At 69.4% G+C, this 26,276-nt stretch carries 27 protein-coding genes; 17 read left to right on the top strand and 10 right to left on the bottom strand.

Going from position 1 to position 26,276, the window contains the following annotated elements; all coding sequences use genetic code 11:
• Window positions 1-695 precede the first annotated feature (695 nt).
• On the bottom strand, window positions 696-1,391 hold the full coding sequence (locus tag OG444_RS40675; protein WP_327267235.1) for a hypothetical protein: 696 nt from the start codon (window positions 1,389-1,391) through the stop codon (window positions 696-698).
• A 262-nt stretch (window positions 1,392-1,653) separates the two neighbouring features.
• Between OG444_RS40675 and OG444_RS40670 the strand changes: the two genes are divergently transcribed.
• Window positions 1,654-3,810, top strand: a complete 2,157-nt coding sequence (locus tag OG444_RS40670; protein ID WP_327267234.1) for a hypothetical protein — start codon at window positions 1,654-1,656, stop codon at window positions 3,808-3,810.
• A gap of 66 nt (window positions 3,811-3,876) precedes the next feature.
• Entirely contained in the window at window positions 3,877-4,266 is a 390-nt protein-coding gene (locus tag OG444_RS40665) for a hypothetical protein (protein WP_327267233.1), read from the top strand.
• Between the two features lie 203 nt (window positions 4,267-4,469).
• On the opposite strand, the gene OG444_RS40660 is transcribed toward OG444_RS40665, so the two are convergent.
• The 3 genes from OG444_RS40660 to OG444_RS40905 all read right to left on the bottom strand — a co-directional run bounded on the left by OG444_RS40660 (window position 4,470) and on the right by OG444_RS40905 (window position 7,770).
• The gene (locus OG444_RS40660) at window positions 4,470-4,697 is read right to left on the bottom strand and encodes a hypothetical protein (protein WP_327267232.1); all 228 of its coding nucleotides are present in this window, start codon (window positions 4,695-4,697) and stop codon (window positions 4,470-4,472) included.
• A gap of 308 nt (window positions 4,698-5,005) precedes the next feature.
• Complete coding sequence (locus OG444_RS40655; protein WP_327267231.1) at window positions 5,006-5,683, bottom strand: pentapeptide repeat-containing protein; 678 nt, start codon at window positions 5,681-5,683, stop codon at window positions 5,006-5,008.
• A 545-nt stretch (window positions 5,684-6,228) separates the two neighbouring features.
• Window positions 6,229-7,770: a DUF3710 domain-containing protein gene (locus tag OG444_RS40905; protein WP_442810809.1), complete on the bottom strand. Its 1,542-nt coding sequence runs from the start codon at window positions 7,768-7,770 to the stop codon at window positions 6,229-6,231.
• A gap of 157 nt (window positions 7,771-7,927) precedes the next feature.
• Here OG444_RS40905 and OG444_RS40645 point away from each other — a divergent pair, with 157 nt between their 5' ends.
• Complete coding sequence (locus OG444_RS40645) at window positions 7,928-8,080, top strand: hypothetical protein (protein ID WP_327267230.1); 153 nt, start codon at window positions 7,928-7,930, stop codon at window positions 8,078-8,080.
• A 433-nt stretch (window positions 8,081-8,513) separates the two neighbouring features.
• Here OG444_RS40645 and OG444_RS40640 read toward each other — a convergent pair whose 3' ends face one another.
• From OG444_RS40640 to OG444_RS40635, 3 genes are all read right to left on the bottom strand, one after another.
• Window positions 8,514-10,271, bottom strand: coding sequence for a hypothetical protein (locus OG444_RS40640; protein ID WP_327267229.1), 1,758 nt, complete (start codon window positions 10,269-10,271; stop codon window positions 8,514-8,516).
• Between the two features lie 380 nt (window positions 10,272-10,651).
• Window positions 10,652-10,927, bottom strand: coding sequence for a helix-turn-helix domain-containing protein (locus tag OG444_RS40900; RefSeq protein ID WP_442810812.1), 276 nt, complete (start codon window positions 10,925-10,927; stop codon window positions 10,652-10,654).
• A gap of 90 nt (window positions 10,928-11,017) precedes the next feature.
• Window positions 11,018-11,803, bottom strand: coding sequence for a GntR family transcriptional regulator (locus OG444_RS40635; protein WP_327267228.1), 786 nt, complete (start codon window positions 11,801-11,803; stop codon window positions 11,018-11,020).
• Between the two features lie 454 nt (window positions 11,804-12,257).
• Between OG444_RS40635 and OG444_RS40630 the strand changes: the two genes are divergently transcribed.
• From OG444_RS40630 to OG444_RS40590, 9 genes are all read left to right on the top strand, one after another.
• Window positions 12,258-12,662: a WhiB family transcriptional regulator gene (locus tag OG444_RS40630; RefSeq protein ID WP_327267227.1), complete on the top strand. Its 405-nt coding sequence runs from the start codon at window positions 12,258-12,260 to the stop codon at window positions 12,660-12,662.
• A complete protein-coding gene (locus OG444_RS40625; protein WP_327267226.1) occupies window positions 12,659-13,252 on the top strand; it encodes a hypothetical protein in 594 nt (197 codons plus the stop codon). Before OG444_RS40630 ends, OG444_RS40625 begins: the two co-directional genes overlap by 4 nt.
• Window positions 13,249-13,713: a hypothetical protein gene (locus tag OG444_RS40620; protein ID WP_327267225.1), complete on the top strand. Its 465-nt coding sequence runs from the start codon at window positions 13,249-13,251 to the stop codon at window positions 13,711-13,713. The genes OG444_RS40625 and OG444_RS40620 overlap by 4 nt, the downstream gene beginning before the upstream one ends.
• A complete protein-coding gene (locus tag OG444_RS40615) occupies window positions 13,710-14,804 on the top strand; it encodes a hypothetical protein (RefSeq protein ID WP_327267224.1) in 1,095 nt (364 codons plus the stop codon). Before OG444_RS40620 ends, OG444_RS40615 begins: the two co-directional genes overlap by 4 nt.
• A gap of 218 nt (window positions 14,805-15,022) precedes the next feature.
• On the top strand, window positions 15,023-15,184 hold the full coding sequence (locus OG444_RS40610; RefSeq protein ID WP_327267223.1) for a hypothetical protein: 162 nt from the start codon (window positions 15,023-15,025) through the stop codon (window positions 15,182-15,184).
• Window positions 15,184-15,315, top strand: a complete 132-nt coding sequence (locus tag OG444_RS40605) for a hypothetical protein (protein WP_327267222.1) — start codon at window positions 15,184-15,186, stop codon at window positions 15,313-15,315. Before OG444_RS40610 ends, OG444_RS40605 begins: the two co-directional genes overlap by 1 nt.
• The gene (locus OG444_RS40600; RefSeq protein WP_327267220.1) at window positions 15,315-15,479 is read left to right on the top strand and encodes a hypothetical protein; all 165 of its coding nucleotides are present in this window, start codon (window positions 15,315-15,317) and stop codon (window positions 15,477-15,479) included. The genes OG444_RS40605 and OG444_RS40600 overlap by 1 nt, the downstream gene beginning before the upstream one ends.
• A 111-nt stretch (window positions 15,480-15,590) precedes the next feature.
• Window positions 15,591-15,842 (top strand): hypothetical protein, encoded by a 252-nt coding sequence (locus OG444_RS40595; protein WP_327267219.1) that lies wholly within the window; start codon window positions 15,591-15,593, stop codon window positions 15,840-15,842.
• A 228-nt stretch (window positions 15,843-16,070) separates the two neighbouring features.
• Complete coding sequence (locus OG444_RS40590) at window positions 16,071-17,798, top strand: DUF2637 domain-containing protein (protein WP_327267218.1); 1,728 nt, start codon at window positions 16,071-16,073, stop codon at window positions 17,796-17,798.
• A 59-nt stretch (window positions 17,799-17,857) separates the two neighbouring features.
• Here the strand turns inward: OG444_RS40590 and OG444_RS40585 are convergent, their stop codons facing one another.
• Entirely contained in the window at window positions 17,858-18,400 is a 543-nt protein-coding gene (locus tag OG444_RS40585) for a helix-turn-helix transcriptional regulator (protein ID WP_327267217.1), read from the bottom strand.
• Window positions 18,401-20,008: 1,608 nt separating this feature from the next.
• On the opposite strand from OG444_RS40585, the gene OG444_RS40580 reads away from it, so the two are divergent.
• From OG444_RS40580 to OG444_RS40570, 3 genes are all read left to right on the top strand, one after another.
• Window positions 20,009-20,248 carry a hypothetical protein gene (locus OG444_RS40580; RefSeq protein WP_327267216.1) on the top strand — a complete coding sequence of 80 codons (240 nt, stop codon included), beginning with the start codon at window positions 20,009-20,011 and terminating at the stop codon, window positions 20,246-20,248.
• A gap of 761 nt (window positions 20,249-21,009) precedes the next feature.
• Complete coding sequence (locus OG444_RS40575) at window positions 21,010-21,819, top strand: ParA family protein (protein ID WP_327267215.1); 810 nt, start codon at window positions 21,010-21,012, stop codon at window positions 21,817-21,819.
• Window positions 21,816-22,685 carry a hypothetical protein gene (locus OG444_RS40570; protein ID WP_327267214.1) on the top strand — a complete coding sequence of 290 codons (870 nt, stop codon included), beginning with the start codon at window positions 21,816-21,818 and terminating at the stop codon, window positions 22,683-22,685. The genes OG444_RS40575 and OG444_RS40570 overlap by 4 nt, the downstream gene beginning before the upstream one ends.
• Window positions 22,686-22,754: 69 nt before the next feature.
• On the opposite strand, the gene OG444_RS40895 is transcribed toward OG444_RS40570, so the two are convergent.
• Window positions 22,755-23,291, bottom strand: coding sequence for an endonuclease domain-containing protein (locus OG444_RS40895; RefSeq protein ID WP_442810811.1), 537 nt, complete (start codon window positions 23,289-23,291; stop codon window positions 22,755-22,757).
• Between the two features lie 861 nt (window positions 23,292-24,152).
• Here OG444_RS40895 and OG444_RS40565 point away from each other — a divergent pair.
• Window positions 24,153-24,713, top strand: a complete 561-nt coding sequence (locus OG444_RS40565; RefSeq protein WP_327267213.1) for an RNA polymerase sigma factor — start codon at window positions 24,153-24,155, stop codon at window positions 24,711-24,713.
• 3 nt (window positions 24,714-24,716) lie between these two features.
• On the top strand, window positions 24,717-25,355 hold the full coding sequence (locus OG444_RS40560) for a DUF6099 family protein (RefSeq protein ID WP_327267212.1): 639 nt from the start codon (window positions 24,717-24,719) through the stop codon (window positions 25,353-25,355).
• 374 nt (window positions 25,356-25,729) lie between these two features.
• Here the strand turns inward: OG444_RS40560 and OG444_RS40555 are convergent, their stop codons facing one another.
• Window positions 25,730-26,269, bottom strand: a complete 540-nt coding sequence (locus tag OG444_RS40555) for a GNAT family N-acetyltransferase (protein WP_327267211.1) — start codon at window positions 26,267-26,269, stop codon at window positions 25,730-25,732.
• Window positions 26,270-26,276 lie beyond the last annotated feature (7 nt).

Genomic DNA, 26,276 nt, shown 5'->3' with positions numbered 1-26,276 from the left:
CTGCGGAGACACGACGCGGAGTGACTGCGTCACTCCCAAGGGGGCTGCGTCGCTGCGCGACGCCGGGCGGAGTGTGGCCCGATGGGCCGTCACCTGCGGTGACGGCGGGGTGGTCCCGGTTGTTCGGGGACTACGGGTCCGCGGTGGCCGGCTGGCAACGGAGGGAGGGCCTGCCGCGGGGTTCTTCGGCTTAATTGCAGCAGGTCAGAAGGGATTTGATGGGGCGTCAGGTCGTCTGTAACGGTGTCTCAGGGCCGGATATCGGGGTGTGGCCCCTGCGGGGCCGAGGGCTTACCGCTCGCGCTGCGCGCTCCCTCTCAGTAGCAGTATGCACACGGTCCCGCGGAGTGTCCACCCCGCCGGCCCCTCCCCCGACACGCTACAGAACGTAACAACGACCCCGGACCAGCACCAGCGAATGGTCTACACCAGAAAGATCGCCAACAAAAGGGAAACCACCAATTCCCGACCCACACAAACCGACCCAACGTCAAATACCAAAACCGAAACACCCCCCTGACCGAATACCAAAAGCGCAACCCCTCAACCCCCCATCCACATACCAAAAATGCACGCCATCTGAACCGTCTTCACAAGCAACGTCTACACACAGCTGCGCTCCCGGCCGGTTTGGCGAGAGCGCAGTGAGAAGCAGCAGGGAGGGTCAGCGAGCTCGACCGATGTACGTCATTTCATTAGCGCCAGACGACAATGATATTCGCAGGCACCGTTTCGGGTGACCCCTTCTTGTTGTAGCGAATAGTCCACGGCTTTTCTTGGTGGACTGTTGGCGCGCCAATAGCGTAGCCTTGGATATCGGTTTCCCCTTTGCCCGAATATGTGCAATCCCAATTGACGCGCATGTCTGCAATTACGTCACTCGTGCCCGGAATTGGAGAGCAGTGGAGAGTGGATTTGCTGTAGGGGTCGTGAATCTCGAGCGCCCAGGGCAGCAGGTTGGGGTTCGGCTCACGGGAAGGAGCCGTGATCGTGGCGTTGGCGAGGATCGTCACCTCTGGCTCCCAGGGAGACTTCAGGCATGCGACATCATTGCTGCTCCCATAGCTTGGCCAGCAAGGGTCGTATAGGTCATTGCCGGCCGAACACTTGAGGGCTTGCGGATCGCCTGAATCGAGAGAGCGAATTCCGCATTCCGAAAATAGCCGACGCTCGATCACGCGGTAGGATTTTTGCAGTTCGTATTGAGCGAACGGCCGGACCAGCTTTTCAATAGTGAGTTGGGGGCGGGGGCTAGGCTTGTCCTCGAGCCATCCGGTGACCAGGGCAACGATGATCCCACTGATCACGGCGCCGAGGAGGCCGAGAAGCCACACCCAGAGATGCTGCCACCAGCGCTTGCCCTGCAGGATTTCCGATGGTGAGTCAGCCATGCGAAGCAGCATGGCGCTTGTGCGGCGGCTCTTTCGGGATCGCTCGCGTTGTCGAGATGTTGTTCGACTGATGTTCCGATCCTGCGAGAGATCGCAGGCGGCTCCTGTCTCGTCTGTACCGCAGCAGATACAGCTTGCGATGATCATGCTCCGTTCGGGTGACTATCGCCTTCACACGCGCTTGAAGTTATATAACTTCAGCTAGGGTTGTCTCAACGGGCGGCCGGACAGGCCGCCGGTTCGGTCCCCTTGGGAGGTTCGAATGTCTGCTCTGACGTCCGGCACGGCGGCGGTCATCCCCAGCAGTGCCGAGCGGCTGATCCGCACGGCCGAGGAGAACGACTGGCAGGCCTCCGCCCTGTTCGGCGCGGCCGGCTCGAAGGGCCGGACCGCGGACGCATGGGTCGTTGGGCTGGAGGCGTACACCACCGCAGGGGAGGTGTCCCTGCTCCTGTACTGGGAGCGTGGTCCCAAGGGTTTCCGGTACGTGGCCAAGGAGAGCAAGGGTGTACGGGACGGTGCGCAGCTGACGGACATGCAGTTCAAGGCTGTGAAGGCTCTGGTGGAGGAGTCGGAGGTGACGGACCCGTTTGAGTACGGCGAGTGCGGGTGTGAGGACCCTTCCGAGCTGGGGTGGGGTGTGGAGCCGCGGGTGTGCATCGAGCACGCTTACTGCCCGGCGCGGTTCGACGCGCGGTGTGGGTGGGGCTCGGAGGTGACTCGGAATCGTGATCTTGCAGGGTGGGGCGAGGACGGGGGTACCGGTGGCCAGTACAGCCTCCGGGTGGAGCCTGTCGAGGGTCAGGTGGAGCTCACGCTGGCGGACGTGATCCCCGCCGAGGTGCGGACCGCGGTCATCCCGGGGATGCCGGAACCTGTCGACGTCGGCGACTGCTGCGTCCCGGTGGCGGACGGCTTCAACGGCTTCTGTGACGCGTACGGGGTCCGCCTGTACCTCGTGGGCACCCGTCGGGACGGCCGGCTCATGTGCGCCGAACACGCCGCGCAGCGCGCCGGAGTCCCGGTCAGCACACTGCCCGTGCTCGCCATGGATGCCGAGGAGCAGCAGTACGCCGCGGACTGCATCGAGGACAACAGGCAGCACCGGGTGCTGCGCGGTGCCGAGGAGTGGGCGGAGGCGCACGAGGAGGAGGGCCGTACGATCTCGCACGCGTTCGAGGGGTGGGCGGAGAAGAACTGGACGGGTGACGACTACGCCGCGGCGTACGTCGCGTGGCTGCACACCACCGGCCACGCCGCGGAGCCCGTCCACGCGTGGGCGGTCACGGGGCCGGTTGACCGGGTGCAGCAGGCCGAGGTGCGGCTAGAGGCCGCGCGCGGACAGCTGGCGACCGCGCAGGCCCTGCACGTCTCCGCGCAGCGCTACGGCGGAGAGACCGCGATGCGCGAGGCTTTGGAGCGGCTGCACACCGCGCACGCCATGGTTGCGGCCGCGGCCGCGGACCACGCTGCGGAGGAGGCGGTGCGTGCGGAGGAGGAGTCCGTGCTGGACGCTCCGCCCGCCGTGGCCACGACGTCCGGGGCGAGCGACCGACACAGCTTCGGTCTGCCCACCGGTGAACTCGGCGGCCGCATCGTGCACGTCGACGGACACGTGGCCGGACGCGTCCGCGAGTCGGGACGCCACTGGTACGCGATCACCCCCGGACGGGACGCTCGGCCGGCCGAGCATGCGGACCGGGATTCCGCGGCCGCCCACCTCGTACGGTGCGCGGACCAGCGCGCTACCGAGACTCGTCACCGCGTCCGGGCAGAGCGCGCCGCGGCCGCCGCCCACCACCCGGACGCGGTACCCGCGGCACCGTGCGCGGTCGGCATCGCGCCCGTGACGGTCCCGGAGCGTCACCAGGGCCGGACCGTCGCCGAGTGGAAGGACGTAGCGGACGGACACGCGTTGCGTGCCGTGCGCGCCGGACGGGCCGTCCAGGCCGCGCGAGTCGCGCTTGAGGGGCCGGCCGTCCGGTGGACCGACACCCCCGAGACCACCACCCCCGGGTGGGCCGCGCCGCTCCTCCCCCGGATCCGGGACCTCGCCCGGACCGCCCTGCGCCGCGGCGCAGTGGCTCAGGAGCTGTGGATGCGCATCGGGTGGGAGGCGAGCGACGCCGCCGAGGCCGGCGCGGCCCTCCCCGCCCGCCGCGCGGCGGAACTCGCCCACCGCGCCGCCCTCCTGGCGGACGCGTGCGAGCACGCCGCCGCCGAGGCCGAGGCCTTGGCCACACCCCCGCCCCTGCGGCCAGTCCCTAAAAAACCGAGAAGTTATAGAAGTTCGTTCGCCCCGTGTTCGGTTGCGTCGGGTGCCTCGGCAGGGGTGGGGCGTCGCCGCCCCGGTGCCGCCCCTGGCCACCCGACCTCGCTCCGCATTTCCGAAGGACGTCAAAACCGAGAAGTTATATAAGTTAGGGGGTAGGGTGGGGGCGTGGGCCTGATACGGTCCGCGCCCGAGACGAGAGGCGACGCCCGCATGGCCACCGCACCCCGCCAGGTCCCCAAGGTCTACCCTGCCGGTACCGGCAGGCCCACCGACCGGACACTCACCGACGAGAAGGTCGTCCGCACGGTGAACGTGGCCGGCACCGTGTGGGACGCGGGCAAGAAACGCGCCGGCCAGGACGAAGTCTCGATCTCCCACGCCGTCGGCCTGTTCCTCGAGGCCTACACCGCCGGCCTCCTCGACCTCGACACCATCACCGCGCAGCTCGACGCACTCGCCGCCGGCAAGGACCCTGCAGCCGTATCCAGCGTCGGCGCATGGACGCAGGACGCACCCTCCGCTCTCGCCGCGCCCGGCTGGAGCAGCACGGACGACGTCCCGAACGCCTTCGACATCCTCGACGCCAAAGACAGGCCCTGACCTGCACACTCGTACGCCCCGCCATGTCGGTTCGGCAAGCAGCCCCGTGAGCTACACGCGCCGCCCGCTGGGCAGCGGTCCGACGACACGGGGGGCGGCGCGTCCTCGAGGGCGGCGTGGCTCGCCGCGTACGAATCGACTTCAAGCACCAGGCCGTCGTCGGCGACAGCCCGCCCGTGCAAACGCTGTGGGGCCGACGCACGTTAGCGCCGACGGACAGCGATCACGACGCCGAAAGCCGCAGCCAGAGCCCCGGCCACCGTCGCGATCGGCCCGGTCAGCGACGGGGCCACACACACGTAGCCGGCCATTCCGAGGACCAGTGCGCCGACGATGACCAGGCACAGCGTCACGAGCGGATCCGTGGCCGGCTGCTGCGGCCGCGGGGGCTGCTGCGGGATCTGGGGCTGCGGGTCGGTAGCGGTGGGCATGAGGATCCCTCTCGAAAGAGCCGCCGCGGACGGTCCGCGGCACATGGCGCTGCACACCTCTCCGGCGGTGGCAGTCTGCGCACGCCGGTGGGGTTAGCGGCGCAACCCCAAACTGCGCACGGCCGATGGGCCCATTCAATAGTTGGCGGTCAGCCGCCGGGCAGGCAGCCCGAGCCGCCTGAGACATCGTTTCTGGGTGCAGGGACATCCTGTGTCTCTCGCCGGTCTGGCTGCCGGGCTTCGGGCAAGGAATGGTCGGCAGTCAGACCACGAACGGAACAGAGGCTCTCGCAGACAGATTGAAGGCCCTACGGAAGTTTGGCGCATGGGGCTACCCTCCCCGCACTGGACTTCCAGAATTTCCCGTTGCCATCGTAGTAGGCGGTTGCGGTCACATTATTCAGAACCTCGGCAGGGGTTCCCCTTGGCCAGCATGTTTCATAGTTTGCCTGCGCTCCTTTGAACTCGACACCCAAGAGGGCATGCTCAAGGTTCGCGCTTTGAAAACGTGTGCCCTCGACAAATGCGCCTCGCAATGAAGCCGCCCGCAGGTCAGCCCCAATGAAGTCCGCCCCCCTAAGGTCGGCACCATCTAGATTTGCGCCACGTAGGTTCGCATCGCGGAAAATTCCGCCAGCAAGGTCTGCCTGTCTAAAGTCGGCGCCAGCGAGATCCTTACCGGCGAAACTGATTCCTTTGGTGGAATGGTCGCCGGGGACGAATCCATGAAGGGTCTGGGTTAGCTGCACGCTGGCACGCCATGACTGCTCTGCCTGAGTCTCGGCCATGGAACTCTGCAAGAATAGCTGAGACAGTCCTACTGCAAATCCGGTGACAAGGCCGCCTCCCAAACCTGCCAGCACGCCACTCTTGGCGCTATGGTGCGGTGCCCCGTTCGCCAGTTTCCATGCGACACAAACAAAAGCGACACCCAGGACGACAAGGAGGGCTACCAAGGCCCACTGCCACGGCGAAATTGACGTCATGTCAGTGAGCTTCGCACTGCACCGGCGGCGTGATTGTTTACCAGGCCGAGGATCGCAATACTCACCCCCGATCAGCGGGTCGGGGTGGCGACCACGGCGGCTGCATCGCGGGCGCCCTCCCACCCACTTGAATGCCAGCACCGGGGTTTGGTACCTCGCATGCGCAGAGGTCGCGCGCGGCCGCGCGTAAGGCGGCCCCCGGGCAACTGCCCCTGGTGCCCGCGCAGGACACTGTCCTGGTGAACACTCGACGCGCCCTGGGCACAGGCCCCCGCGCCTCCGCCGCCTCCCCCGAATCCCGCAGGGCCCGCCTTGCCGCCGAGGGCACCGAGCCAGCTCCCCCGGCAGAGTCCGCCCCCGAGCCCCAGTCCGTACCCGGCCGCCGCACACTCGGCGAAGGCCCCACACACCACTGACCAGTTCGCGCCTCGGCATGGGGGCGGCCCGGTGGTACTGCCCCCGGAATCCCGGGCACCGGGCCTCACCCACGCACGCCATATCGGCGCGGGCTGCCCCCGACCCTAAGGCTGTCTGAGGCGTGAAATCTACGCCTGAGAGTCAGGCGCAAGCTGTGCTCCATCGGGCAATCGCAAGACGATCGGATCCCTATCGTTGAGGTGCGTGTCACCTCGGACCACAACCGTGTCGCAAAAGATCTCTTCGAGAGTCTTCGCATCCTGCGGATGGACCGCCCCGTGCCCGGAGATCACCGCACGCAGAAACCAACCTGGGCCATCTGCTCCTACGAAGCGCACCTGCTGCATGCCACGCGCTCCGTCGGGTAGTTCGATGAGGACGTTCGCCCGCAGCTCCCGCCCGAGAGCGCCGAAGACTTCGTCGGCCGTACCGCCGGCCTGGATGATCCCCGCCCGGATTTCCTCGCGAATCGCGTCCCAGATGCCTCGCCCCGAGGCAGCAAAGGCCTGGAGCTGGATCGCGCTGTCCTTCACGATGAGCGTGACCGCGACAATGTCGTCGCCTGCGACTTCTACCCGCAGCGCCTTGCCCTCGCCTGCTTCGGCAGGAACGATCAGACCTCCGAGGTCTACGCCTCCCTGCAATGCCCATGCCATGGAAACTTCGGAGACGTCCCATGGGCCCTCAGGTCGCAGCGGGTACAGCAAGGCCGCGCCGTTCCGGGCCGCGGCAGGGTTGTCCAAGAAGGGGTTGGACAAGGGTTGGACAGTTTCCTGGGCCTCTTGGAGTGGAGCCGCCAGATCATCCGATGCCGTGTCAGGGCTCGGTCCAGACCTGTCCTGGGGGCTGGCTTCAGCGGTGGGCTCATGGGCAGGCCCGTCGGCGTCGGGATCGAGGTCGGTCTCGATCAGTACGTCGTCTTCAAGGCCTTCGGCCGCGATGTGCTCCAGGCGGATGTCGAAGTCGGTGTCGTCGACGCTGATGCCGGTCTGCTGGACGAAGATCAGTGTGTCCTGTGGAACGACCAGGTCTCGCGCCTCATGTTCCAGACGATTGATCTCGTCCTGCGCGGTCAGTGCCTCCGCCATCCAGAACTCCTGCTGCTCTTCCGCCGTCATCCGACGGTTCCTCGCCCGCTCCTGCTGGACGGTGACCCGGCTGAGGCGCTCCCTCGCCTGGCTGAGCTGCCGCTCGATCCGCACCCGTTCCCGTTCCCCGGCCTGTTGCAGCTGGAGTTGTGTGTTCTCCAGCCGGCTCTGCGTATACGCGAGCATCGGCCGTAGCTCCGCGAGATGCTTCTCCGCGTTCGCCGCCACACCCTGGTACTTGATGACCTGCTGCAGGGCATCGTCACGCCGCTGGTGCTGACGCACCAAACCCACACCCGTAGGGGTCCCACGCCGTTCTCGGTCGGCCACAGCCCATAGTTCGCTTGCTCGTACCGCCTTCACATTCCGGGCCGCCCCCGGCACCGTGTACGCCTCGACAAGCTTCCCCAGCAGCGGCTGGGGGATTAGTTGCGCCCCGTTGAGGTAGTTCCCCCAGGTCGAACTGCTCTTGCCGAACCTGTCCGACAACTCCCGGACCGTCGCCCCCCGGGTCAACCGGACGAGGAACCCCGCCAGATCGCCAGCCGCTGTGCCCTCTTTGATCTCCCTCTTCGGAGACATCCCACCCCTCCCTGACCACCCTGTCCAGCCATGACCACGCGTTGTCCAACCCGCTACCCCCTACCACCAGGCACAACGCGAACTACCCGCCCAACACGCTCCCGTGCTCGGCGAACCTCTCCCCCAACACCACGGCAAACCACCCAGGGAGACCGCCATGACGCTGTCCACGCTTTCCGGCTTCCTCAGCCACGACGTACTGGGCAACATCCTCTCCGCTCTTCTCATTGCAGGAGCCGGATACACAGCCAAGAAGATCCGGGCCAAGGCCCGCAACCAGAAGAGCCAGACTGACCACCCCACCCTCTGAAATCCCGGAACGCTGCGCCTACCGAAGCGAACACGCCGCGCCGAGCCCGAATCGCTTACAGACTGGAGGTGTCGCTCTCCGGTTCCAGTATTCCGTTCGAGCCCGTTCGAAGGATGGCGGGAGGGGGCTCCAGTTACTCGTTGGGGCCGTCGGCGGCCGGGCTCGCGCATGGCTGCCCGGTTGCACGGTCAGAGCTTCTGAACGGGTAGTAACCGGATCGCCCCCCGCCGCACGTGACCTATCGGCCGTCACCGTCGATACGCCCCTGTATCCCTCTCTGCGGGCCTGACAAGCGATCACACGGCTGGGGTGCCTGGACGGTGGGGTTCGTCGCCGGACCAGGCGCCTAGGCCCCGCGCCGGCGCGCTAGGGATCCAAGGTCTCGCCCGGCACCTGAACGGGCGCCGGGCGGGTCTTGAAAGTTTGACCTGGCCTAAGAAGCCAGGGCGGCCTTCGCTGCCTCGTACAGGGTGTTCGGGCTCGACAGCGACCACGGGGCCGCCGGCTGCTCCGGGGCATCGGCGGTGACGTCCGGCACGGGGCCGTCAGGAATGGGCTCGTCCTCGAAATGATTGGGGGCGAACGGGTCCTCCTCGTCCGGGCAGGCGTCGGCCTCTGGGGGGTCCTGGTCGTGGGCGGGGCGGAGCGGGCCAGGGACAACCGGCCGGGCTGCAGCGGCGTCCAGAGCGGCGAACTGCTCGGCGAGTTCGGCGCGCAGGCGGGCGGTTTCCTCGGCCTCGGCGACTGCGGCGGCTTCCCGGGCTGCACGGCGGGCGGCGGCCTCCTCCCGGCGCGCGTCCTCCTCTAGGGCCTCCCCGTGCGCCTGCTCCCTTTCGTCCGCCAACTGCCGGGCCCGGAGCTCCGCCGCGGCGGCAGCGCGAACCTGCTGCTCGGCGAGGAGCTGCGCGGCCTTCGCCTGGGCGATCCGCTCCGCGGCTCGGTACTGGCAGGTGTTGCACTCCTCGCCGGTGTTGAGGAACACGCCGGCCTCACAGTTCGGGTGGTCGCACTCGTGGGTGGTGAGCAGCGCGGCGAGGTAGCCGACCGGTCGGGCGATCCGATCCCGGTCCTTGTAGCCGGCGCTTGAACGGAGAGGGCCCCCGGCCTGGTGCCACCCGATGCTCAGCCGGAGCGCGGCGTGCTCGGGGCGGCGCGGGTACATCGCGTACGGCCCTGAGCGGGCGTCCGCGTAGTGCCCCAGGAACTCCCGTACCGCGCGGCGCAGGGTGGAGATGCGGGCGGCCGGGGAGGTCAGCACCCCGAGGGCGTCGAGCATCGCGTACACCTCGTCCTCACCGGCCACCGGCTTCAGCTCCGAGACCTGAAGCGGGCCCTTCGCTGCCCGCTTGTTCGGCTTCGCCGCCGCGGCGCCGGCCTCCTCCCCCTTCTCCGTTGCTGCTGACTCCGAGGAGTCGGCGGCGGAGCCGCCCGCAGCGGTCGGACTTTCAGGCGCCGCGCCGGCACGCGCACCCGCACGCGTAAAACCCCCCGCACTGTGGCCTCCGGCCGACCCCACCGGTTGTGCAGCAGTAGAAGAAGGAGAAGGACAAGAGCAGGACTGCGCCGCCCGTTCTCCCAGGTCATCACCAGAGTCCTGGTCGGAATTCCGACCAGCCTGGTCAGAATTCCGACCAGGCTGGTCGGAATTCCGACCAGCGTCCTGCTGGTCGGAATTCCGACCAGCAGCCTTGGCGGCCGCACGGGAGGCGTCCCGCTCCGCCGCTTCGAGGGCCGCCTGCTCGGCCTTTGGCCGGATGGAAGCGAGCTTCTCCTCCGTGTTGGGCCACCGCGGCTTGAAGGCGTTCGCGGGCTGGTCATGGATCTTGATTCGCAGTGGGCGGCCCTGGGCCTTCCCCCCGGAGGACGTGGTGACCGGACCACCCTCGGGAGTGGTGATCAGCCCGACCGCCGACAGGCACCGCAGCAGCTCCCGGATCCGGCTGAGGCTCGACGGCTTGCCGTTCGGGCCGGGGATGAGCTGGCACAGCTCGGCGAGGGTCAGCACGCGGACGCGGTTCTTGACGCCCTTCCCCTCGAACACGAGGGAGCGCAGGATCAGGTACCCGCGAACGTCGGCGTCCCGCAGGTCGTCGCACAGAGCGATCCAGTCGCGGACGTACGTCCCGTAAAACGGGTTGTGGTCAGGGCCGTGCAGCTCGGCGAGCTGTTCAGCGGCGTGCGCCTCGCTCATCGGGAACCTCCGGCAACCAGGAGGCCGGCACACGCGGCGGCGGTGCGGGTAAGGGTGGTGAAGATCAGCGAAGCGGGCGCGGGGGTGAGGCGGTGGCAGCCTGATGTGCAGCTGGCCTGGAAGACGTGCAGGTCAGACACGGGAAAATTCTCCCCTGGTGGGGAGCCGTGGACGGCAGTGTGACCAGATAGGGCCCGGAGATGGTGGCCTCTGGAGGAGAGGCTGCTTATTCTGGGTATCGGTGACCACGCGGGCCTAGGCCCACGGGCATCACCCCCGGCGAGGTCACCTCACCGGACACGACTCGTAGCTGTGGTAGGCGGGCGAGTCGAGCTGTATTGGGGCCGTCTCTGTTGGCGCAGAGGCGGCCTTCAGCGTTTTTAGGGTGCTGCTGTTGATGCGACGACGTCTGGGTGCTGCTGCGCGAGCCCTCGAAGGAGGCGGCTGTAAGCCCGACGCCGTACGCCGCTGGGTTCTGCGAAACCGGTCTCCCATCGGGCCACCTGCACACGGCCGACACCCAGCGCGTCTGCCACCTCAGCCTGAGTGAAACCGGCGGCGCGCCGCAGTGGTCCACGAGCATCTACTGCTGGCAGCCACGTGGCTTGGGACAGCAGGTCCTCGACCGCAGCCAGCGGGTCCTGAGCTGTCGTCACAATCACACCCCCAACATTGAGTAAGCCAAGAAGATACACATCCGCTACGTCTTTGTGGGCATCGATCCCGCGTGTCGTAGGGGTGGGCTGTCATAGCGGGAGGTTGTCGTAGGAGAGTTGGAGCCGGTCAGCCGGCGCAACAGCCCGTAGAAATTCGAGTGGTTGACCAGCAGCGTCGCGAGTGAGGCGATCGAGAGTGAGTACGGCGACGCGCCCGCCGATGCGGAGTTGTGCCGCTTCGGCTTCGGTTGGCATCCGGGCGCTAACTGTCTCGGTGGCGGTTGCGGGTCGGTGGCCAGCTGCTGCGAGCGCGCCGTAGACACCGCCCGTGATCTTTCCTGTGCTGTCCAACCCGGCTTGCTCGGCCAGTGCGGCGGGATACCAGGCGTGCTGGAGTTGGACAACATCAGCGGGACGGATGAGGGCGTGGCGGACGCGGTAGACAAGCCCGTCGCCCTCGGACAGATTCAGCAGCTCTGCCATCTCGGCGTCGGCTAGGACCCGCTCCACGGAGACGAGCTCCATGTGTCCGTCGAGGCCCTGAGCCGCCGTGGCGGTCTCCCAAGGGCCACGCGTACCGCCCGGGGCGAGTATCTGCCCGTACCGGCTGAGTGGGATCTGAACCGGTGTCTGCGAGCGCACCACGGTGCCGGCGCGCTTGGAAGAGAACACGAGTCCCGCGTCCGCGAGTGCCGCGATTGCCTTCGTGACGGTCGCCTTGGACACGCCGTGGGTGGCCATCAACTCCGCGTTCGTCGGCAACTTACTGCCGACGGCGAACTCCCCCGCGCGGATGCGCCGGTGGAGGTCAGCGGAGAGGTCTCCGGAACTGGTCATGAGTGCGTCACCTCCTGGGTCGGCCTGGTTGGCGGCCACAGGGCAACCATATCGCCTAGTCGTTATTGACAACACGGGGCCGCCTGGGCATCCTCATTAATGCCTAGGCAATAACTGGCGGCGGTCGGCATTGACCACCCCTGGTTAGACCCCTGCCTGGGTGCGAGTGCCGGCCTACGGAAGTAGGTGCCCGGCCCGTGCTTACGACACGGGCCGGGCGGCGGGCGCGGGGCTGCAACCCCGCCCCCGCTGTCGGACCAGCCCATATGCGTGTGGATGAGGGGACCGACTTCGTGATGGTTGCAGAGATGGGGCGCTGGTGGCGCCCTCGGCGGGGCGCGTGCCCCGCCATGGTGCGGACGCGGACGGTATTACCGTCCCGGCACTGCATTGCCGGACAGGCTGAACTCCCCCAGACGGCGCCGGAGGCGTTGGGCCTGGGTGGGGATGAGCTGCGGGTCCGGGCGGGCCTGCGGGCGCTGGGAGTAGAGCTGTGAGCGCCGCGGGTGGCATGCCCCCGCTGCCGCCGGGTTGGGTCGCGGCTCGGTCGGGTGACTGGCTGGACCGGCTGTGGGAGTTCCCGGACTTGGCTCCGGCTCCGGCGGTGCGTCGGGAGCGGTCGGGCGGTGCGGCCTGCGTGGGCGTGGACCCGAGGGTGTTCTATCCGGAGCCGTGGGAGATGACGGCCGGCGCGGCTGTGCCCTCGGAGGCGGAGCGGAAGGCGCTGGGGTTCTGCAGCCAGTGCCCGGTCCGTGACTGGTGCCTGGAGCGGGACCTGGCCGACTCCTCCACCCCGTCGAAGGTGCTCGGGGTGCGCGGTGGTATGCGGCAGGCGGACCGGCGGGTGCTGCACGTGAAGGTGTTCGGTAAGCGCGCCCGGAACGGGGCGCAGCAGTGAGCGCCACCGCTGCGGCCGGGAAGGCCGCCCGCTCGAAGAAGCGGAAGAAGAAGCACAGTAAGGGCAAGGGCGGCGCGGCCGCTCCGGCGCAGGCCCTCGTGCAGAGCTCGCGGTGGCGGTGGCTGGCCTACAACGGCACGGCTGCGGTTGCTGGGCACTGCCTGGTGTGGGGGGTGACCGGGGACCCGATGGCGGGCGCCGGGTTCATGGGCCGCGCGATGACCTCGCTGGTGCCGCTTGGCGTCACGGTTGCCGTGGCCGGTGCCGCGTACGGGGGTTGGAGGGCCGGCGGACTGCTGCGCGGCCTGCCGGGCCCGGCAGGTCTGGCCGCCCGTCCGGCGCTCGCTCTCGGCGGGGCGCTGTGGGCGCAGGGCACCGGCCCCCTGATCACGGACGGAATGGCCGCCCTGGCCCCGTGGCCGGTGCTGCTGGCGCCGCTCGCCGTTGCCGGCGCGTTCGGTGCCGTCTGCTGGCTCTACCTGGAGCGGCACGCCGCCAGTTGGACGCGGCCGCTGCGGTGGGCCGCCCGGATCCCGCTCGCCACCGTTGTCCTTTCCTCCGCCCTCTACTCCCCGGGAGCACTGCTGTGACCACGAACCTGATGATTGCCACGGACGTGGTCCTGGCCGCCGGGCCTGTGCTCGGAGGGGTCGGGGTGACCGGCCTCGCCGTGGCGGACGGCTACCTGCTGCTGCTTGGTCTGCGTGGTGCGAAGCGGGTCAAGCTCGACCGCGACAAGGCCGCGTGGATGGGCATCGTGTTCGGGGTGCTGGCCATCGCCACCGGCGGCACCATCGGTCAGCTCGTCCAGGGTGTGGCCACGGTGCCCACCAGCGTCGGCCAGGGGCTCGACTTCGGGGCCTCCGACCTCGCGCCGGCCGCCGTGGCGATCCTCCTCGGCATCACCACCTTTGTCCCGGACTGGAAGAAGCTGGGCTGGCCGGCCGTCTTCGGGATCTGCCTCGGCGCCTCGGCCGCGAGTATCGGGGGCCTGTGGCAGATCGCCAACAACCTGGTGATGATGCTCGCGAACATGCTGGGCGCGCTGTGAGCGCGCTGGGCGAGATCCGGCTGGTGACCTCTGGGTCCCGGGGAGTGCTGGGCATGTGGTGGCGCGGCTCCCTGGTGATGGCCGGGTACGCGTGCCGGTGCGTGGGCCAGGGCTTCGCCCTCGCGTGGAGGACCGCCAGCACCGACTCGGTGGTCGTCCAGGAGAAGAGGGGCCGGATCCGCGCCCAGCGGGTCAAGGCCGCTGAGAAGGCTGAGAAGTCGGGTAAGCCGTCCTCGCTGCCCGATCCGGACGCGCCCATCGAGCTGGACCCCGAGCTGGGCAAGCGCAGCTTCATGGCCGCGCTGGGCTCCGTGGTCCTGGGCGGCGGGCTGGCCGTTGTTGCGGTGGGCACTGCTGGATCGGTGCTTGTGCCGCTGATCCCGGACCTGGCTCCGTGGCGCCCGCTGATCTTCGGCGGGGGATTCCTGATCTGGTCGGCCGCCGCCATCATGCTCGCCCCTCCCCCGACCCCCAAAAATGATCATGATGGGGATTCTGAGGGGGAGAAGCGCGAGGACGACGACCAGGAGCAGCCGCAGGACGCCGAGGCGGCCGCCGTGGACCGGGGTACGGCGCTGCTGCTGCACGTGCTGACCGCCCTGTCCGACGCGGAGTTCACCAAGCGGGCCGGGGTGCACCTGGACGTGGTCCTGGCCTCGGCTGTGACCTGCGAGCTACTCCCGGCAGACACCGAGGTGAGCGCGCTCCGCACCTGGGTGGAGTCCTGCGGCTTGTCCGTGGAATCCAAGTTGGGGATGCGGATCGAGGGCAAGCCGGTCACCCGGGTGGGACTGCGGGTGGATGCGGCGACCAAGGCCCTCGGCATGACCCCCACGGCGCTGCTGAGGGCCCGTTCCGAGGCCGGTGTTCGGCCCACGGGGGAGGCCACCGTGCAGGCCGTGCGGGTGCCCGCTCAGGCGGTCGGGGAGACCCCCGCCGAGGCGGCCGTCGGCACCTCCGCCGAGGCCTCCGTTCCGGCCCCCATCAGCACCCCCGCAACGGCCGTCCTGCGGCTGCTTCCCGGGGGGTTGCTGGACCCCGCCGAGGCCCCTTCCCCGGCGCTCTCCCAGGGGCGGGTCCAAGAGGCCTGATAGACCGGCCTATCGGCCGTCTGACCTGCGGTTCTATCAGTACCCTGACGGGCCCTTACGGCCCCCTGACGGTCCTTCCTATCGGCCGTCGGACCGCAGAACCCCGGCCCCCGAGAGGGGGGCGGAAGCCCAAAAAAAGACACCCGAGGCGACCGACTTTCTTGGCAGTTGGGCGGTCGCCCCGGGGCACCCCATCCATGCGGACAGGAGTCCCCATCATGTCATTGAAGAAGTCCATGCCGATGGCCCCCGGTACCCGGCCTGACCCGAGGCACGAGACGGTCTACAGCAACGGCGGATACGTCCGGCCGCAGCAGCCCAGCAGCACCCCGGGCGCCCAGAACGGGACCAACGGCCGTCTGCCCAGGGACGGCAAGTGATGAGCCGGGCGACGGCGCCCCGCTGCCACGGCCGGCGGATGAAGCACGACCCCAAGGGCCGCCAGTACGTGTGCCCGCGCTGCGGGGGCTGGACCACCCGCCTCCTGACCCTCGTCGCCGGGGGTGCGTGATGGGAGACGCCGAACGCCAGGCCGCCGCGGCCGCCTTGGAGGCCGCCCGCACCCAGGCCGCAGCCGCCGTACAGGCCGCCGATGCCCAGGCCGCCGCTGTCCGGTCCGCGAACGAGGCCGCCGCGGCGATCGCCGCCCAGGCCGCCGCACACCTCGCCCGCTGACCAGGCCAATTCCCGGCGGAAGAGCACCCGCCCGCCACGTGCGGGCGGGCATCGCCACCGCCCCTCTCGCCCTGGGCCGCCACGCAGGCCAGGCCACCGGAAGGACACGAGATGAACCCCATCGACATCGAGGACCTCACGACCGCCGACCTGGCCGCCCTCGCCGCCGACTTCGAGGCCGCCGCCGACCGCGCGGAGGCGGCAGCCAAGGACGGCGAGGCCGCCGCCACCGACCCAGACGAGTCCCCGGCCGCCCGCGCACTCGCCCGCCGCTGCGCCGCCATCGCCCGCCAGCACGCCGCCGACTACCGCGCCGAGGCCGCCGTACTCCGGGGCGGCCACATCCCCAACTCCTGGGTCTGACCCACCCCTCCAACCCCCAGCGGCGGGCCGACACTTTCACCTCTCCGGCCCGCCGCCCCGCTCGCTCCAACCGCTCCGCGATGCTCCCTGGAGGTATCCGTGACGCCCCACCACACGCTGCACGACCTGACCCGGCCGGCCGTGCCACTGGCTCCGCCCGGACCTGCCGCCGCTCCACTTAGGCGGGCCGGTGCTCCGGCTCCGCACCCGACAGGGGAAGATGCCGGGATGAACGAGACGCTGACGCACGGCCAGAACGTGGGCCAGGGGGTGGCCGTGGCCGGGGCCACTCCGGTTACGGCCGGGGCCACTCCGGCCCCACGGCCGGGCGCTCCGGGCGCACTGGAGGCCGCTCCACCCAGGCCTCGCAAGGGTGGCCGGGGTGGGCCGGAGCCGGTCGGCCACCCGGTGGCCGTGGCCCCGGCCAGTGGCCAGGCGGCCCCGGCCACAGTGGCCGCCCCCCAGGCCGGGACCGCAGTGGCTCGCCGCGGCGCCCGGTGGCTCGCCGCCGCCGCTCTGATCGGCATGATCCCGGTCACGATCATCGGGTTCGCCGCGTCCTACACGACCCTGGCGAAGATGGCCGAGGCGGCCGGGTTCGCCACATGGCTGGCCCCGTGGATCCCCATCGGCATCGACGGCGCGATCATCGGATTCCTCGCCCTGGACCTGTACCTGACGGGCCGCCGCATCCCCTGGCCACTCCTGCGGTTCGGCGCCCACGCCATGACCGCAGCCACCGTGGTCATCAATGCCGCCGGCGGCACCGTCGTGAAAGCGGCCGCCGACGGCGCGACGGTGGCAGGCCCAGTACGCGTCCTGTGGCACGCCCTGATGCCGGTCCTGTTCGTCGTCGGCGTCGAGGGCGCACGCCGCCTGATCGTGCACGCCGCGCAGCTCGAGGACGGCACGGCCAGCGACCGGGTCCCGCTGCACCGGTGGGTGCTCTCTCCGGTCCGTACGAGCCGGCTGTACCGGCGGATGCGGCTGGCCGTGGTGCGCAGCTACCCGGAGATGGTGGAGCGCGAGCAGGCGCTGGAGGGCTACCGGGTGTGGCTCACCCAGGAGCTGGACGGGGACCTGTCGAAGGCGACTGAGGTTCAGCTGCTCCCGATGACGATGGCGCCCCGCGGCTACACCGTGGAGGAGGCCCTGGCCCTCCCGGCGAAGTGGAAGGCCGAGGCGGCGGAGCGGGCCCGCGCCGAGGCGGAGCGCGAGCGTGTGGAGGCGGAGCGCCTGCGCCGGCAGGCCAAGGAGGACAGGCTGCGGGAGCTGGAGGACGTCTCCGACATCAAGGTCGCCGAGCATGAGCAGGCGGTCCGGACGGAGACGGCGGCCGCGAACGCGGAGGCCGCGAAGGCGGAGGCGGAGTCGGCGGCACAGGCGGCCAAGGTGGCGGCGGAGCACCGCCGCAGGGCGGCGGAGCGGCAGTCCCTGGCGGAGGCCGAGGCGCTCGAGTCGGCGGAGGCGGCGGCCGCTCGCCGGAAGGCGTCCGAGGACAAGGCGGAGGCGGAGCGGGCCGAGGCGGAGGCGGAGCGACAGCGCGCGGAGAAGGAGAAGGCAGCGGCCGAGGCGGCACGGCAGCGGGCGGCGGCCGCGCGTCACGCGGAGGCCGAGGCGCGGGCACACGCTGACAAGCAGGCTGCGGAGCAGGCGGCCGCCGATGCCGCGCGGGCGGCCGGGGCGGCCCGGTACGAGACGGCCATGGTCGAGGCGCGCGCCCAGCAGGCTGAGGACTATGCCCGGCTGACCCCGCGGGAGCGCTCCGAGCGCCAGGTGGCCCGGATGATCCTCGGCGCAGGGGGCGACCCTGAGGCGGTACCCCTCAGCACGATCATGGACGTGCTGAACGTGAAGCAGACCGCCGCTGGCGACATCCGGAAGGCGGCCGTGGACAAGCTGGACGGCGGCTACCGGCCGACCGAGCTGGAGACCCTGCTGGACGCCCGGGCCTGACCCGGCACATAGCGGTGGGCGGCACCCGAACGCAGGGCCGTCCACCGCCGTCGACCGCGTCAGGTCTGCCCGCCCCACCACCGCTTGCGGGGCTCGGACTCCGCCTCGCCCGGGTCGCCCTGGGCCTGGCCGGGTACGGCCGGCCCGCCCGGTGGGGCGAGCGCAGGCCGCTCCGGGGCGGGGGTCAGGGCTGCCACCGCCCGCTGCAAGTCCGCGATGTGCTCACCGCGCGCCACGAGCTCGCGGCGCAGGTGCTCGGCCTCGGCCTCCGCCAGCTTCTGCCCGTACCGGGCCTCGGCCAGCGCCAGGGCGTGCTCCGCGTTCAACCGAGCCAGCTCCGCCCGCAGAACTGCCGCGTCCTGGCCCTCTCCGTCGGTCGGAGCAGCGGGGCCGGCCGGGGCCGGGGCGGCCTGGTCCGGCGGGGCGGGGGCGTTGAGCCGGAAACCCGCGGCCAGCAGGTCGTCCACCGGGACCATCCAGCCGCGCTCGGGGTCCTGGAAGGAACCGGGCAGGTCACCGGCCTCACGGCGGCGGCGGATCGTGGAGCGGCTGACGCCGCACGCGGCGGCGGCCTCCCGCTGGGTCAGCATCGGGCGCGTCATGTGCACATCCTCTCCGGCCACGCCGCCCCCTCACACCACCACCCCCACCGGGCCTGTCGGACCCCGCCGCGAAACTGTCCCCCACGTGCGCTGCTGATCTATTCCCGCGCGCACCGCAAGCTGGGGGCGGCGGCTACGAAGGGGGAAGGGCTCAGGAGCAGTAGATGACCAGCACCGACACACCGCCGTCGGCCCATGCGGAGCCGGGGCACGCCTCTCCGCCCCGGTGGGGTCAGCTGAACGCCACCACTCCCGCCTGAAAGGCCACGACCAGATCGTCATCGCCAAGCAGGGCGGCTGGGCCCCCACTCCAAGGTCCTCGCCGACTATCTCGAAGTCGTCGACCAATGGGAGGACAACGCCCTGCTCGGCGTGCTGTAGGACGGGCCCGCCGAGCGAGAGGCGGCGTCATCGGCTGCCGCCAGCACCACGGGTGTGCCCCCGCCCGTGCTGCGGGTCCGGGATCCGGAAGAAGGCCTGTCAGTGGAGGCCCTGCTTACACGCGGGGCATGCGTAGCTCTTGCGTTTGTTGCCGTCGACGCAGAGTCCGCAGTTGCTGCAGCGGTGGTCAGTGACGAGCTCGTAAGCGAGGGCAGCACGACCTGTGTGGTGGCTTGTCTCGTTATATGCCCCACAGGTGTCGCAGGACCAGATCCCGGTACGTCCTTGTGAGGCCCAGGCGTGACACACGCAGCATCGGACATACCCAGCGTTCCCACCTGGAGCCACCAGGTCACTGGGGGCATCAGGAGAGTGAGGGGCTCGCACAGCATCCGTATGCCGGGAAACGATCATGCGTATCAGTGCGGACCCATCATCGTCGGCAACAAGTGCGGCCTCGGTCATGTCGGCTACGTCCAGGACCATTTGGCTTCGGAGCCACTCGTCAAGCCAGTTGATGGCGGTTCCCCCCGCGATGAGCATGGTCGAAACGGGGGACGCTCCCGCCCTTGCTTGGGTGGAGACGAACTCCACCAGTTGGGCCAGGGCTGCCTCAACGTGACTGGCTGTTAGCACTGGCGGGACCGGGGGGCTCGCAGTTGCCTCAGCGTCAGCGGTGGTACCGGGGGGCCGACGGGAGGCTGCGCGCAGGGCTTCGATGGCGTTCCACCGCTCACGCCAGGGCTCCAGTCGACGATCTCGCCGCTCGGGCGGCTGCCCTTCTTCGCCGTCGTCGTAGGACAGCAGTGTGCGCACGAGCCAAAGCAGCCGGTTCAGAGAAGAAGGACCACGCCGCCCGGCAAAGATCTCGCTCATCGACGGTGGTGAGATCGCCCATTCCGCGCCGAGCACCCTCACCCCACGTGAGCGGATCAGGCGGTAGGACGGGGCACCGCGCTCGCGTTTCAGCCCAGCAAGCGCCGAGCCGAGCTCCCGTAGCGCCGCCTCGTAGCTGCCATGGCTGGTCCCGTCGTTGCCTGTCACTACCCGCCCCCGTTCGTGCCGTGGGCAGCAGGGTAGGGCCGATGCGGCAGAACAGCACCGAACTCGGCGGAACACGGCGGAACACCACAGTAAGTGTTCCGCACCGTCCGTAGGCTGATCGGATTGCGCCGGGGTTGTTCGATTTATGCAGGTCAGGGCCATGTAGGGGGCCATGGTGCTGGCATGACCGAGATGACACCGCCGCCGGCTGGCCCCGCCCCGGGTGGTTCCGCGCCGGAGCCGCCGTTCCTGTCCCTGCACACCACTGTCGTCCTGCTCACCGCGCTCGTCGTCGGGCTGGTGTTGGGCGGCCTGACCGCCCTGACCGGGGCGCCCATCGCGGGTGCCGTGCTGGCCGGGCTGACCAGTGCCGGCTCCTCGGTGCCAGTGCTGCGCTCCCTGATCGGTGGGCGAAGCCGGTAACCGGCCCGGATCCGCCCGAGAGCCGAGCACTTGGGTTGCCCCCGTTGAGTCCAACGGGGGCAACTGGCGAAGCGCGATGGCGGCCGCCTGGTCTCTCGCAAGTCAGACGGGATGCCCGTTGTTGAACTCTCTTGTTGGGCACCGCAAGTCGGTTCCTGCGCGTCGGTGTCCAGGCGCTTCTGCCCATGAACCGATCGGTTGTTGCACAGCAGGCTCGTACGTGACCGCTGCCGCTCACATGTCCGGGTCCAGCAGAGGCCCTATCTCCGGCGTACGGGGCAGGTCATGGCAGAGCGTCAGACAACGGTCGAATCTGTCGTCACCCCGAATGCGTCGACCCGGCCTGAGGAGTACGACACCGCGACCCGGGCGCGCTCGACCACATCATCTTGCGATGCCCGACTGGTCCGCGGACCTCGAACGCTATGCGGCCCTCATGGATGCACTGCTTGCTGCACACCCCGACCGCCCGGCCCCATGAACACAAAGCGCGAGCCGTGACCGTACCGGCATCCGCGACCGTCCGAGACTGTGTGAAGCACCGCGCCCGGCCCGCCGTTGAGTCGCGGCTGACGCTATCCAGGGCAAAAAACGAGTGTCAGAAAATTCTGACACTCAAGGATCGGCCCTCATGTCCGCGCGAGGCTGGAGGTAAAAACCGGTGTCAGAAAATTCTGACACTCGGGATTCGGTGGCGGTCCGTGTGCGGTCGAGGGTTACGCTGCGGACCGTACACCATGGGCTTTTTTGAGAGGGCGGGTATGACAGGCAAGCGCGTAGCGTCGTACAGCGAGAAGGGCGGGGTGGGGAAAAGCGCGCTGGCTGCCGGCCTGGCCGCAGTAGCCCGCAGACGTGCCTTCGCCGGCAGGCTCGGGACCGTTTACGCGGCGGATCTGGACCCCCGAGGCACCTTCACCTCTGAACTCGGCCTCGATACCGAGGCCCTGCCGTGCAGCCTCAACGACCTTCTGGCGGCTGACCCCAAGGGCGAGAAGGGCCTGGCGGCGGACGTCATGCTGGAGGCTGGGGAAGCCTGGTCGGGTGTCCGTGTGCTGGCCGCAGAGCGGGCACTCGCCAACCGTGAGACGGACCAGTCCACCGCCATTGAGTTCCGGCTGCGGAACGGCCTGGACGGAGTCGTGACCGACGACGACCTTGCGGTGATAGACCTCCCGCCCCGAGCCGGCGGCAAGCTCGTCGTCTCCGGACTGATCGCCGCCACGCATGTCGTCATCCCCGCCACGCTCGACGAGGACGGCCGTGTCGGCGCCCGGGAGGCGCTCGACACAATCCGCCAGGTACAGGAGACCTACAACCCCGGCCTTCAGGTGGTCGGGATCGTGCCCAGCATCGTGCCCGGCGGGAGAAGCACCCTTGGCGACGTGATCGGGAAGTTCCTCGCGGACACCTACGGACCGCTCTACCGCGACGACCTCGCCATCCCGCGCTACTCGATCCGCCAGCAGACCCGCTTCGCCAGGGTGCCGATCACCTCGCAGACGGGCAAAGAGGCGACAGCGCTCAACACTGCATACGACAGCATCCTTACCGCCGCGGGGGTGGCCGAGTGAGCAAGAAGAACCTCGTCGCGCAGGGTCTCGCCAGCCTGGAGGCCGAGACCGCCCAGCGCGCAAGCCGCGTCCCGCGCGCACCCGATGCCAACCGGGACCCGGCCCTGCCTCAGCAGTTCCAGCCCGCCAACGCCCCCGCCGTCGCCCCGGCACTCGTGCCAGCCTCTTTCGAGACGTCCACCCTGGACGGAATGGACGAGGCCAAGCAGGTCGAGACCCTTGAAGCGGCCTACTGGGACGCGGACCGGGCGGAAGTCCGCAGCTTCCAGCTCGCCAAGATGCAGGGCAGCGTCCTCAAGGGAGAACTGCTGCAACTACTGCTCGAACGGCGCGCACATGAGCACCGCGGCCTGACCGTCGGGGACTACGCAGAATCTCTGGGGATCAAGCGGCAGTACGTGTACGACCTGATCGGCGCGGCCCAGGACATTCGGGCCCTGGCCCCGCTCATCGAGGAGACCTCGACCCCCGTGGTGGCCTCTCAGGCCGCCGTCCTGGCCCCCCTGTACAAGGCAGACCCAGAGGCGGCCGGCCTGGTTCTCCAGGCCGCCAAGGACAGCGGCAAGTTGTCCGCCGCATCCCTGACCGAGGCGGCGCGTGACCTCGGGCTGCTGCCTCCCGCAGGGACACCGGCCCCGAAGCCGGCGCCCCCCGCGCCCGTGTCACCCGCCGACGTGGCGGGCCGACTGGCCTTCGCCGACGCCTACAAGGTGCTCGCGCCGAAGCTCATTGAGCAGTTGGTCCAGGAGAACCCTGGCGCAGTACTGGACCAGGTCCAGGCCATCGAGGCGGAGATCATCAAGGTCCAGCGGCGCGTAGACGCCGCCAAGAAGGCGGCCCGCAAGGCCATCGGCGCCGAGGCCTGACCCGGGGCTCACAGCGTAGGCCCCCGCACGAGACGTGTGGGGTGCCTACGTCGGTCGGGTGCCCTTGGCCTACCGCCGCGGTTCGGCGTGGTGTGTGGAGCCGTTCTGTTCGCCGGTTTCCGGGTCGGGCGCGCTCACGTTCAAGGTGAGCTGCCGTCTTGGCGGACCCGGCGGAGTAGACCTTCGAACGGGTCGAAGCCGAGCATCGCGATTTTTCGCTGGCGGGTGGATTCCTTGGGCCGCCACTCCTGGTTCGCTGGGTAGATGAGGGCCAGGGCGGCCGCTGGCGGGTTGTTCATGAAGTCCGCCTTGGGGCAGCCTGCGATGTGGGGGGCATTCCTCCAGGGTGCAGTTGCAGAACCGGCAGAGCATGCCGCGGACGTAGCCGGTCTCGTGGTCGTGGTCGACCATCTCGCCGGGGTAGAGGCCGCAGAGCTGGCAGTCCGGCCCGTAGGCCGCGATGAGCGCTTCGCGCAGGATCCGGATGGAGCGGGTACGGGCCGGCGTTGGTGGCCAGCTGGCGCCGCCGAAGGGGCAGCGGTCTTGGCGGTTCACCTCGGCTGGGTTCCGTTCGGGCCCTGCGGCGCGGACAAGCCAGGTGTACATGGCTGAGCGCCACTCGTGTTCCAGGGGCGCGTGGATCCGCCCGTTCCAGTCTTCCGGGCCCGCGCCCCGGTCGAACCAACTGCAGTGGGCCCGGTGTTCCCAGCCGTCGAGTCTGGGGGCGGCGCACAGCGGGTGGCCGGCTCGGATGAGGTGGACCCGGCCGTCGTCGCCAGGGATGGCCGTAGTGGTGCCCGGTGGAGCGTCCGCCCCGGTCGGCATGTGGCAGGGGCGGTTCTCCGCTTCGCGTACAAGCCTCTCAACGCGGTCGGCGCCTTGGTGGGCCCAGCGCCAGAGCAGCTGTGCGCGCCGGTACGGAGGCAGGTCGTTCACGGTCGGCATGAGGTGATGGTGAGGCAGGGCACTGACAGTGCCCCCGGGATAGGCCCCGGAGGGCAGGCCGTGGCTTTGGCTGCCGGTCACCGTACGTGGGCGTCGCGGAGGAGGGCTGGCACGTGGACTCCGCCGAACGGGGCCTGCCGCGGCGAGGGGCTCGTGGCCGCTTTTTGGCCGACTGGTCGGTCTCCCCAGGCCTGCATCGACTCTGGACGTGATCCGGGCCTCTTCGCGTTCAACCCTTTGGCCGCCCCGGCCCTGTAGTGGGCACAAGCGCGGCGGCGAGTGCCCCGCATGCGAGCGAGGAGCAGGACAGCATGACGGTTGAGCTGATGGGAATCCTGGCGCCCGCCGTGGTCGCCGTCATCGGTCTGGTGGTCCGATGCCGTCACGGGAGCTCCAGCCACTGGGATGTTTTGCACGAGCTAGCCCGTGGCCGGGTCCGTGCGGGACTGGAGCGGGAACGCCGGGCAACACTGCGGGTGATCCTTGACCGGATGCCTGACAGCACGCCGGCGATGAGGGAAGGTGACCGGCAAGGCGAGGCAGATGCGGGGACCGGGTCAGGGGGAGGAAGTGGGCACTGGTGACGACGTTTTCGGACGGTTCTTCGCCCGCTGGGAGCCTCAGGTGCGCAGGTATCTCATCTGGCTTGAGGGCGACGCGTCCGTGATCGACGACGCTGCTCAGGAGACCATGATCAGTGCCCATCGGTACTGGACGACGGTCTGCGGCCTCGAGAATCCGCGCGCCTGGCTGTTCAAGGTCGCGGGCCAACGTCTTGGTGATGCTCAGGCGGCGCGTCGTAAACTCGGTTTGAGTACGGATCCGCACCTGCTTCCCGACCATTCACGATTCGTGCGGCCGAGCGATCAGTTCGCAGTATGCGATGTCCGCACAGACATCCTGGAATCGGTACGCAAGCTTCCCGTGCAGCAGGCCAGGGCTGTCGCGCTCCAGGCGCAGTACGACCTGCCGCTTGATGAGATCGCCGCCATCATGGGCATCTCGACCGGGTCGGTGAAGACTCACCTGCACCATGCTCGCAAGGCACTCAGAGTGCTGCTCGGCGAGGGCGAGGGAGGTTGATCCATGGGTATCGAAGACCGGCTTCGTGATGCTGCGCGTGCAGTCGAAGACATGTGGAGCGACCCCGAAGGCACCGCGGCGCGTTGCGAGCGGATGAGGGAGAGGCTCAGCGATTCCCAGCACTCGCCGGGTGAATCAGTCCCGTCCGCGAGTAATGCCACGCGCCTGATCGCCGCCTCCCGTCATGCCCTGGCGCAAAGCCCGTCGACAGAGGACATCTTGACGGAGGCGTGGCAGGCGCAAGCGCTTGCCCAGGGAATCGGTGGGGCGCTGGCGGTCACCGGCCCTGCCGGCCTGCGAGACCAGGCACGCGGCCTTTCCGAGGCAGGGGCCAGGGGGTGTGGCGCCATTGATCGGGACGCGGCCGCGTGGGGGACCCTTGCGCCGAGGGCTGCGATGCTAACCGGGGTCTCGGACCCTGCGGGCTCGCTGCAAGCACTGGCTGCGCTGCTCGGTGAGGTCGGCATCGCACTGGTCGGAGTCGCGTTGGCCACCGACGACGAACACGTCTACTGGCAATGCATCGAGTCTATCGACGCGGCCGACGAGGCTTCCGACTGCGTGCGCGGGCTGTTGCGCAGGCTCGCGGTCCTGGACCGTGAAGCAACTGACGCGGGCGCAGGCCGAAATGGAACCCCGTGAATGACGGGGAAGGGGGGCAGTTCCCGGGAGTCGGTGGGGTGCGACCGTGTAGACCGGCCCCAGACCGAACAAGTGGGGCCGGCGCCAGAGGGTCCCGCCCCACGGCGTCCGCGTGCGAGGCGGCCTTTCCGCGGACTCGACCGTGCGGCGCAGTCTCGGGGGCTGGCCCCCGCATCTGACGACTGCATGCGAGGCGCGCGCCGGGCGTGGGTGGCCCTCAGAGCTGGGCGGGGGTCCGCCCGACGCCCTGAAGCAACGCAACCAAGCCTTCGTAACAGGGTCAAGAACGGCTGACGTGCCACCTGACGCCACGACCCGTTCCCCCAATGCCTCGGGGCTGGGGAGCATCCGTCTGCCGGGCGCTTCGCACCCTATTAGGGCTGCCGCGGCTTGATCATGGATCGGTACACGGGTGCGCCGTCCCATGGCTGGGTGAGGCCCACCAGTTGGTAGTCCAGGTGCTCGTACCAGGTGGCGGCCGGCGCCTCAGGGCGGACGGTGAGGGTGACCCGCTCTGCGGTGACTCCGTCGAGCAAGGCGGTATGCAGGGCCCGGCCGACGCCACGGCCGCGCCAGCTGGCGAGCACGGCGAGTTCCATCACGACGAAGGTGCGTTGCCCGTCCTCGCGAGTGAACTCCTTGGGCAGGTCGGTGTCCAGGAATCCGGACCACCATCCGGTGGTGGACGCGAGGGGAAGGCCGTAGGCGAACCCGGTGAGCTCGCCGCCGTCGCGGGCCAGGACCAGCCGGAAGCCGGGCGTCTTGTGCTCGCGCTGGTAGCGCTCCAGGAACTCGGCGACGTCACGCGGTCCCTCGTTGTACGGGGGCTCGGCGAACACGGCTTCATAGACGGGGGCGAGGTCGTCCAGCTCGCGCCCGGCGGTGTCGGTTTCGGTGACGGTGGTGTATTCCACGGGACTC

The sequence above is a fragment of the Streptomyces sp. NBC_01232 genome (assembly GCF_035989885.1).
GTDB lineage: Bacteria > Actinomycetota > Actinomycetes > Streptomycetales > Streptomycetaceae > Streptomyces.
This window is presented reverse-complemented; position numbering and strand designations above follow the sequence as displayed.

Excerpts from the sequence above, each read along its gene's own strand:
- OG444_RS40605 (WP_327267222.1), top strand. The coding sequence starts at position 15,184 with ATGAGCCGGGCGACGGCGCCCCGCTGCCACGGCCGGCGGATGAAGCAC.
- OG444_RS40660 (WP_327267232.1), bottom strand. The coding sequence starts at position 4,697 with ATGCCCACCGCTACCGACCCGCAGCCCCAGATCCCGCAGCAGCCCCCG.
- OG444_RS40560 (WP_327267212.1), top strand. The coding sequence starts at position 24,717 with ATGGGTATCGAAGACCGGCTTCGTGATGCTGCGCGTGCAGTCGAAGAC.
- OG444_RS40585 (WP_327267217.1), bottom strand. The coding sequence starts at position 18,400 with ATGACGCGCCCGATGCTGACCCAGCGGGAGGCCGCCGCCGCGTGCGGC.
- OG444_RS40655 (WP_327267231.1), bottom strand. The coding sequence starts at position 5,683 with ATGACGTCAATTTCGCCGTGGCAGTGGGCCTTGGTAGCCCTCCTTGTC.
- OG444_RS40580 (WP_327267216.1), top strand. The coding sequence starts at position 20,009 with ATGACCGAGATGACACCGCCGCCGGCTGGCCCCGCCCCGGGTGGTTCC.
- OG444_RS40590 (WP_327267218.1), top strand. The coding sequence starts at position 16,071 with ATGAACGAGACGCTGACGCACGGCCAGAACGTGGGCCAGGGGGTGGCC.
- OG444_RS40905 (WP_442810809.1), bottom strand. The coding sequence starts at position 7,770 with ATGTCTCCGAAGAGGGAGATCAAAGAGGGCACAGCGGCTGGCGATCTG.
- OG444_RS40665 (WP_327267233.1), top strand. The coding sequence starts at position 3,877 with ATGGCCACCGCACCCCGCCAGGTCCCCAAGGTCTACCCTGCCGGTACC.
- OG444_RS40895 (WP_442810811.1), bottom strand. The coding sequence starts at position 23,291 with ATGTACACCTGGCTTGTCCGCGCCGCAGGGCCCGAACGGAACCCAGCC.
- OG444_RS40670 (WP_327267234.1), top strand. The coding sequence starts at position 1,654 with ATGTCTGCTCTGACGTCCGGCACGGCGGCGGTCATCCCCAGCAGTGCC.
- OG444_RS40675 (WP_327267235.1), bottom strand. The coding sequence starts at position 1,391 with ATGGCTGACTCACCATCGGAAATCCTGCAGGGCAAGCGCTGGTGGCAG.
- OG444_RS40595 (WP_327267219.1), top strand. The coding sequence starts at position 15,591 with ATGAACCCCATCGACATCGAGGACCTCACGACCGCCGACCTGGCCGCC.
- OG444_RS40600 (WP_327267220.1), top strand. The coding sequence starts at position 15,315 with ATGGGAGACGCCGAACGCCAGGCCGCCGCGGCCGCCTTGGAGGCCGCC.
- OG444_RS40610 (WP_327267223.1), top strand. The coding sequence starts at position 15,023 with ATGTCATTGAAGAAGTCCATGCCGATGGCCCCCGGTACCCGGCCTGAC.
- OG444_RS40575 (WP_327267215.1), top strand. The coding sequence starts at position 21,010 with ATGACAGGCAAGCGCGTAGCGTCGTACAGCGAGAAGGGCGGGGTGGGG.
- OG444_RS40640 (WP_327267229.1), bottom strand. The coding sequence starts at position 10,271 with ATGAGCGAGGCGCACGCCGCTGAACAGCTCGCCGAGCTGCACGGCCCT.
- OG444_RS40645 (WP_327267230.1), top strand. The coding sequence starts at position 7,928 with ATGACGCTGTCCACGCTTTCCGGCTTCCTCAGCCACGACGTACTGGGC.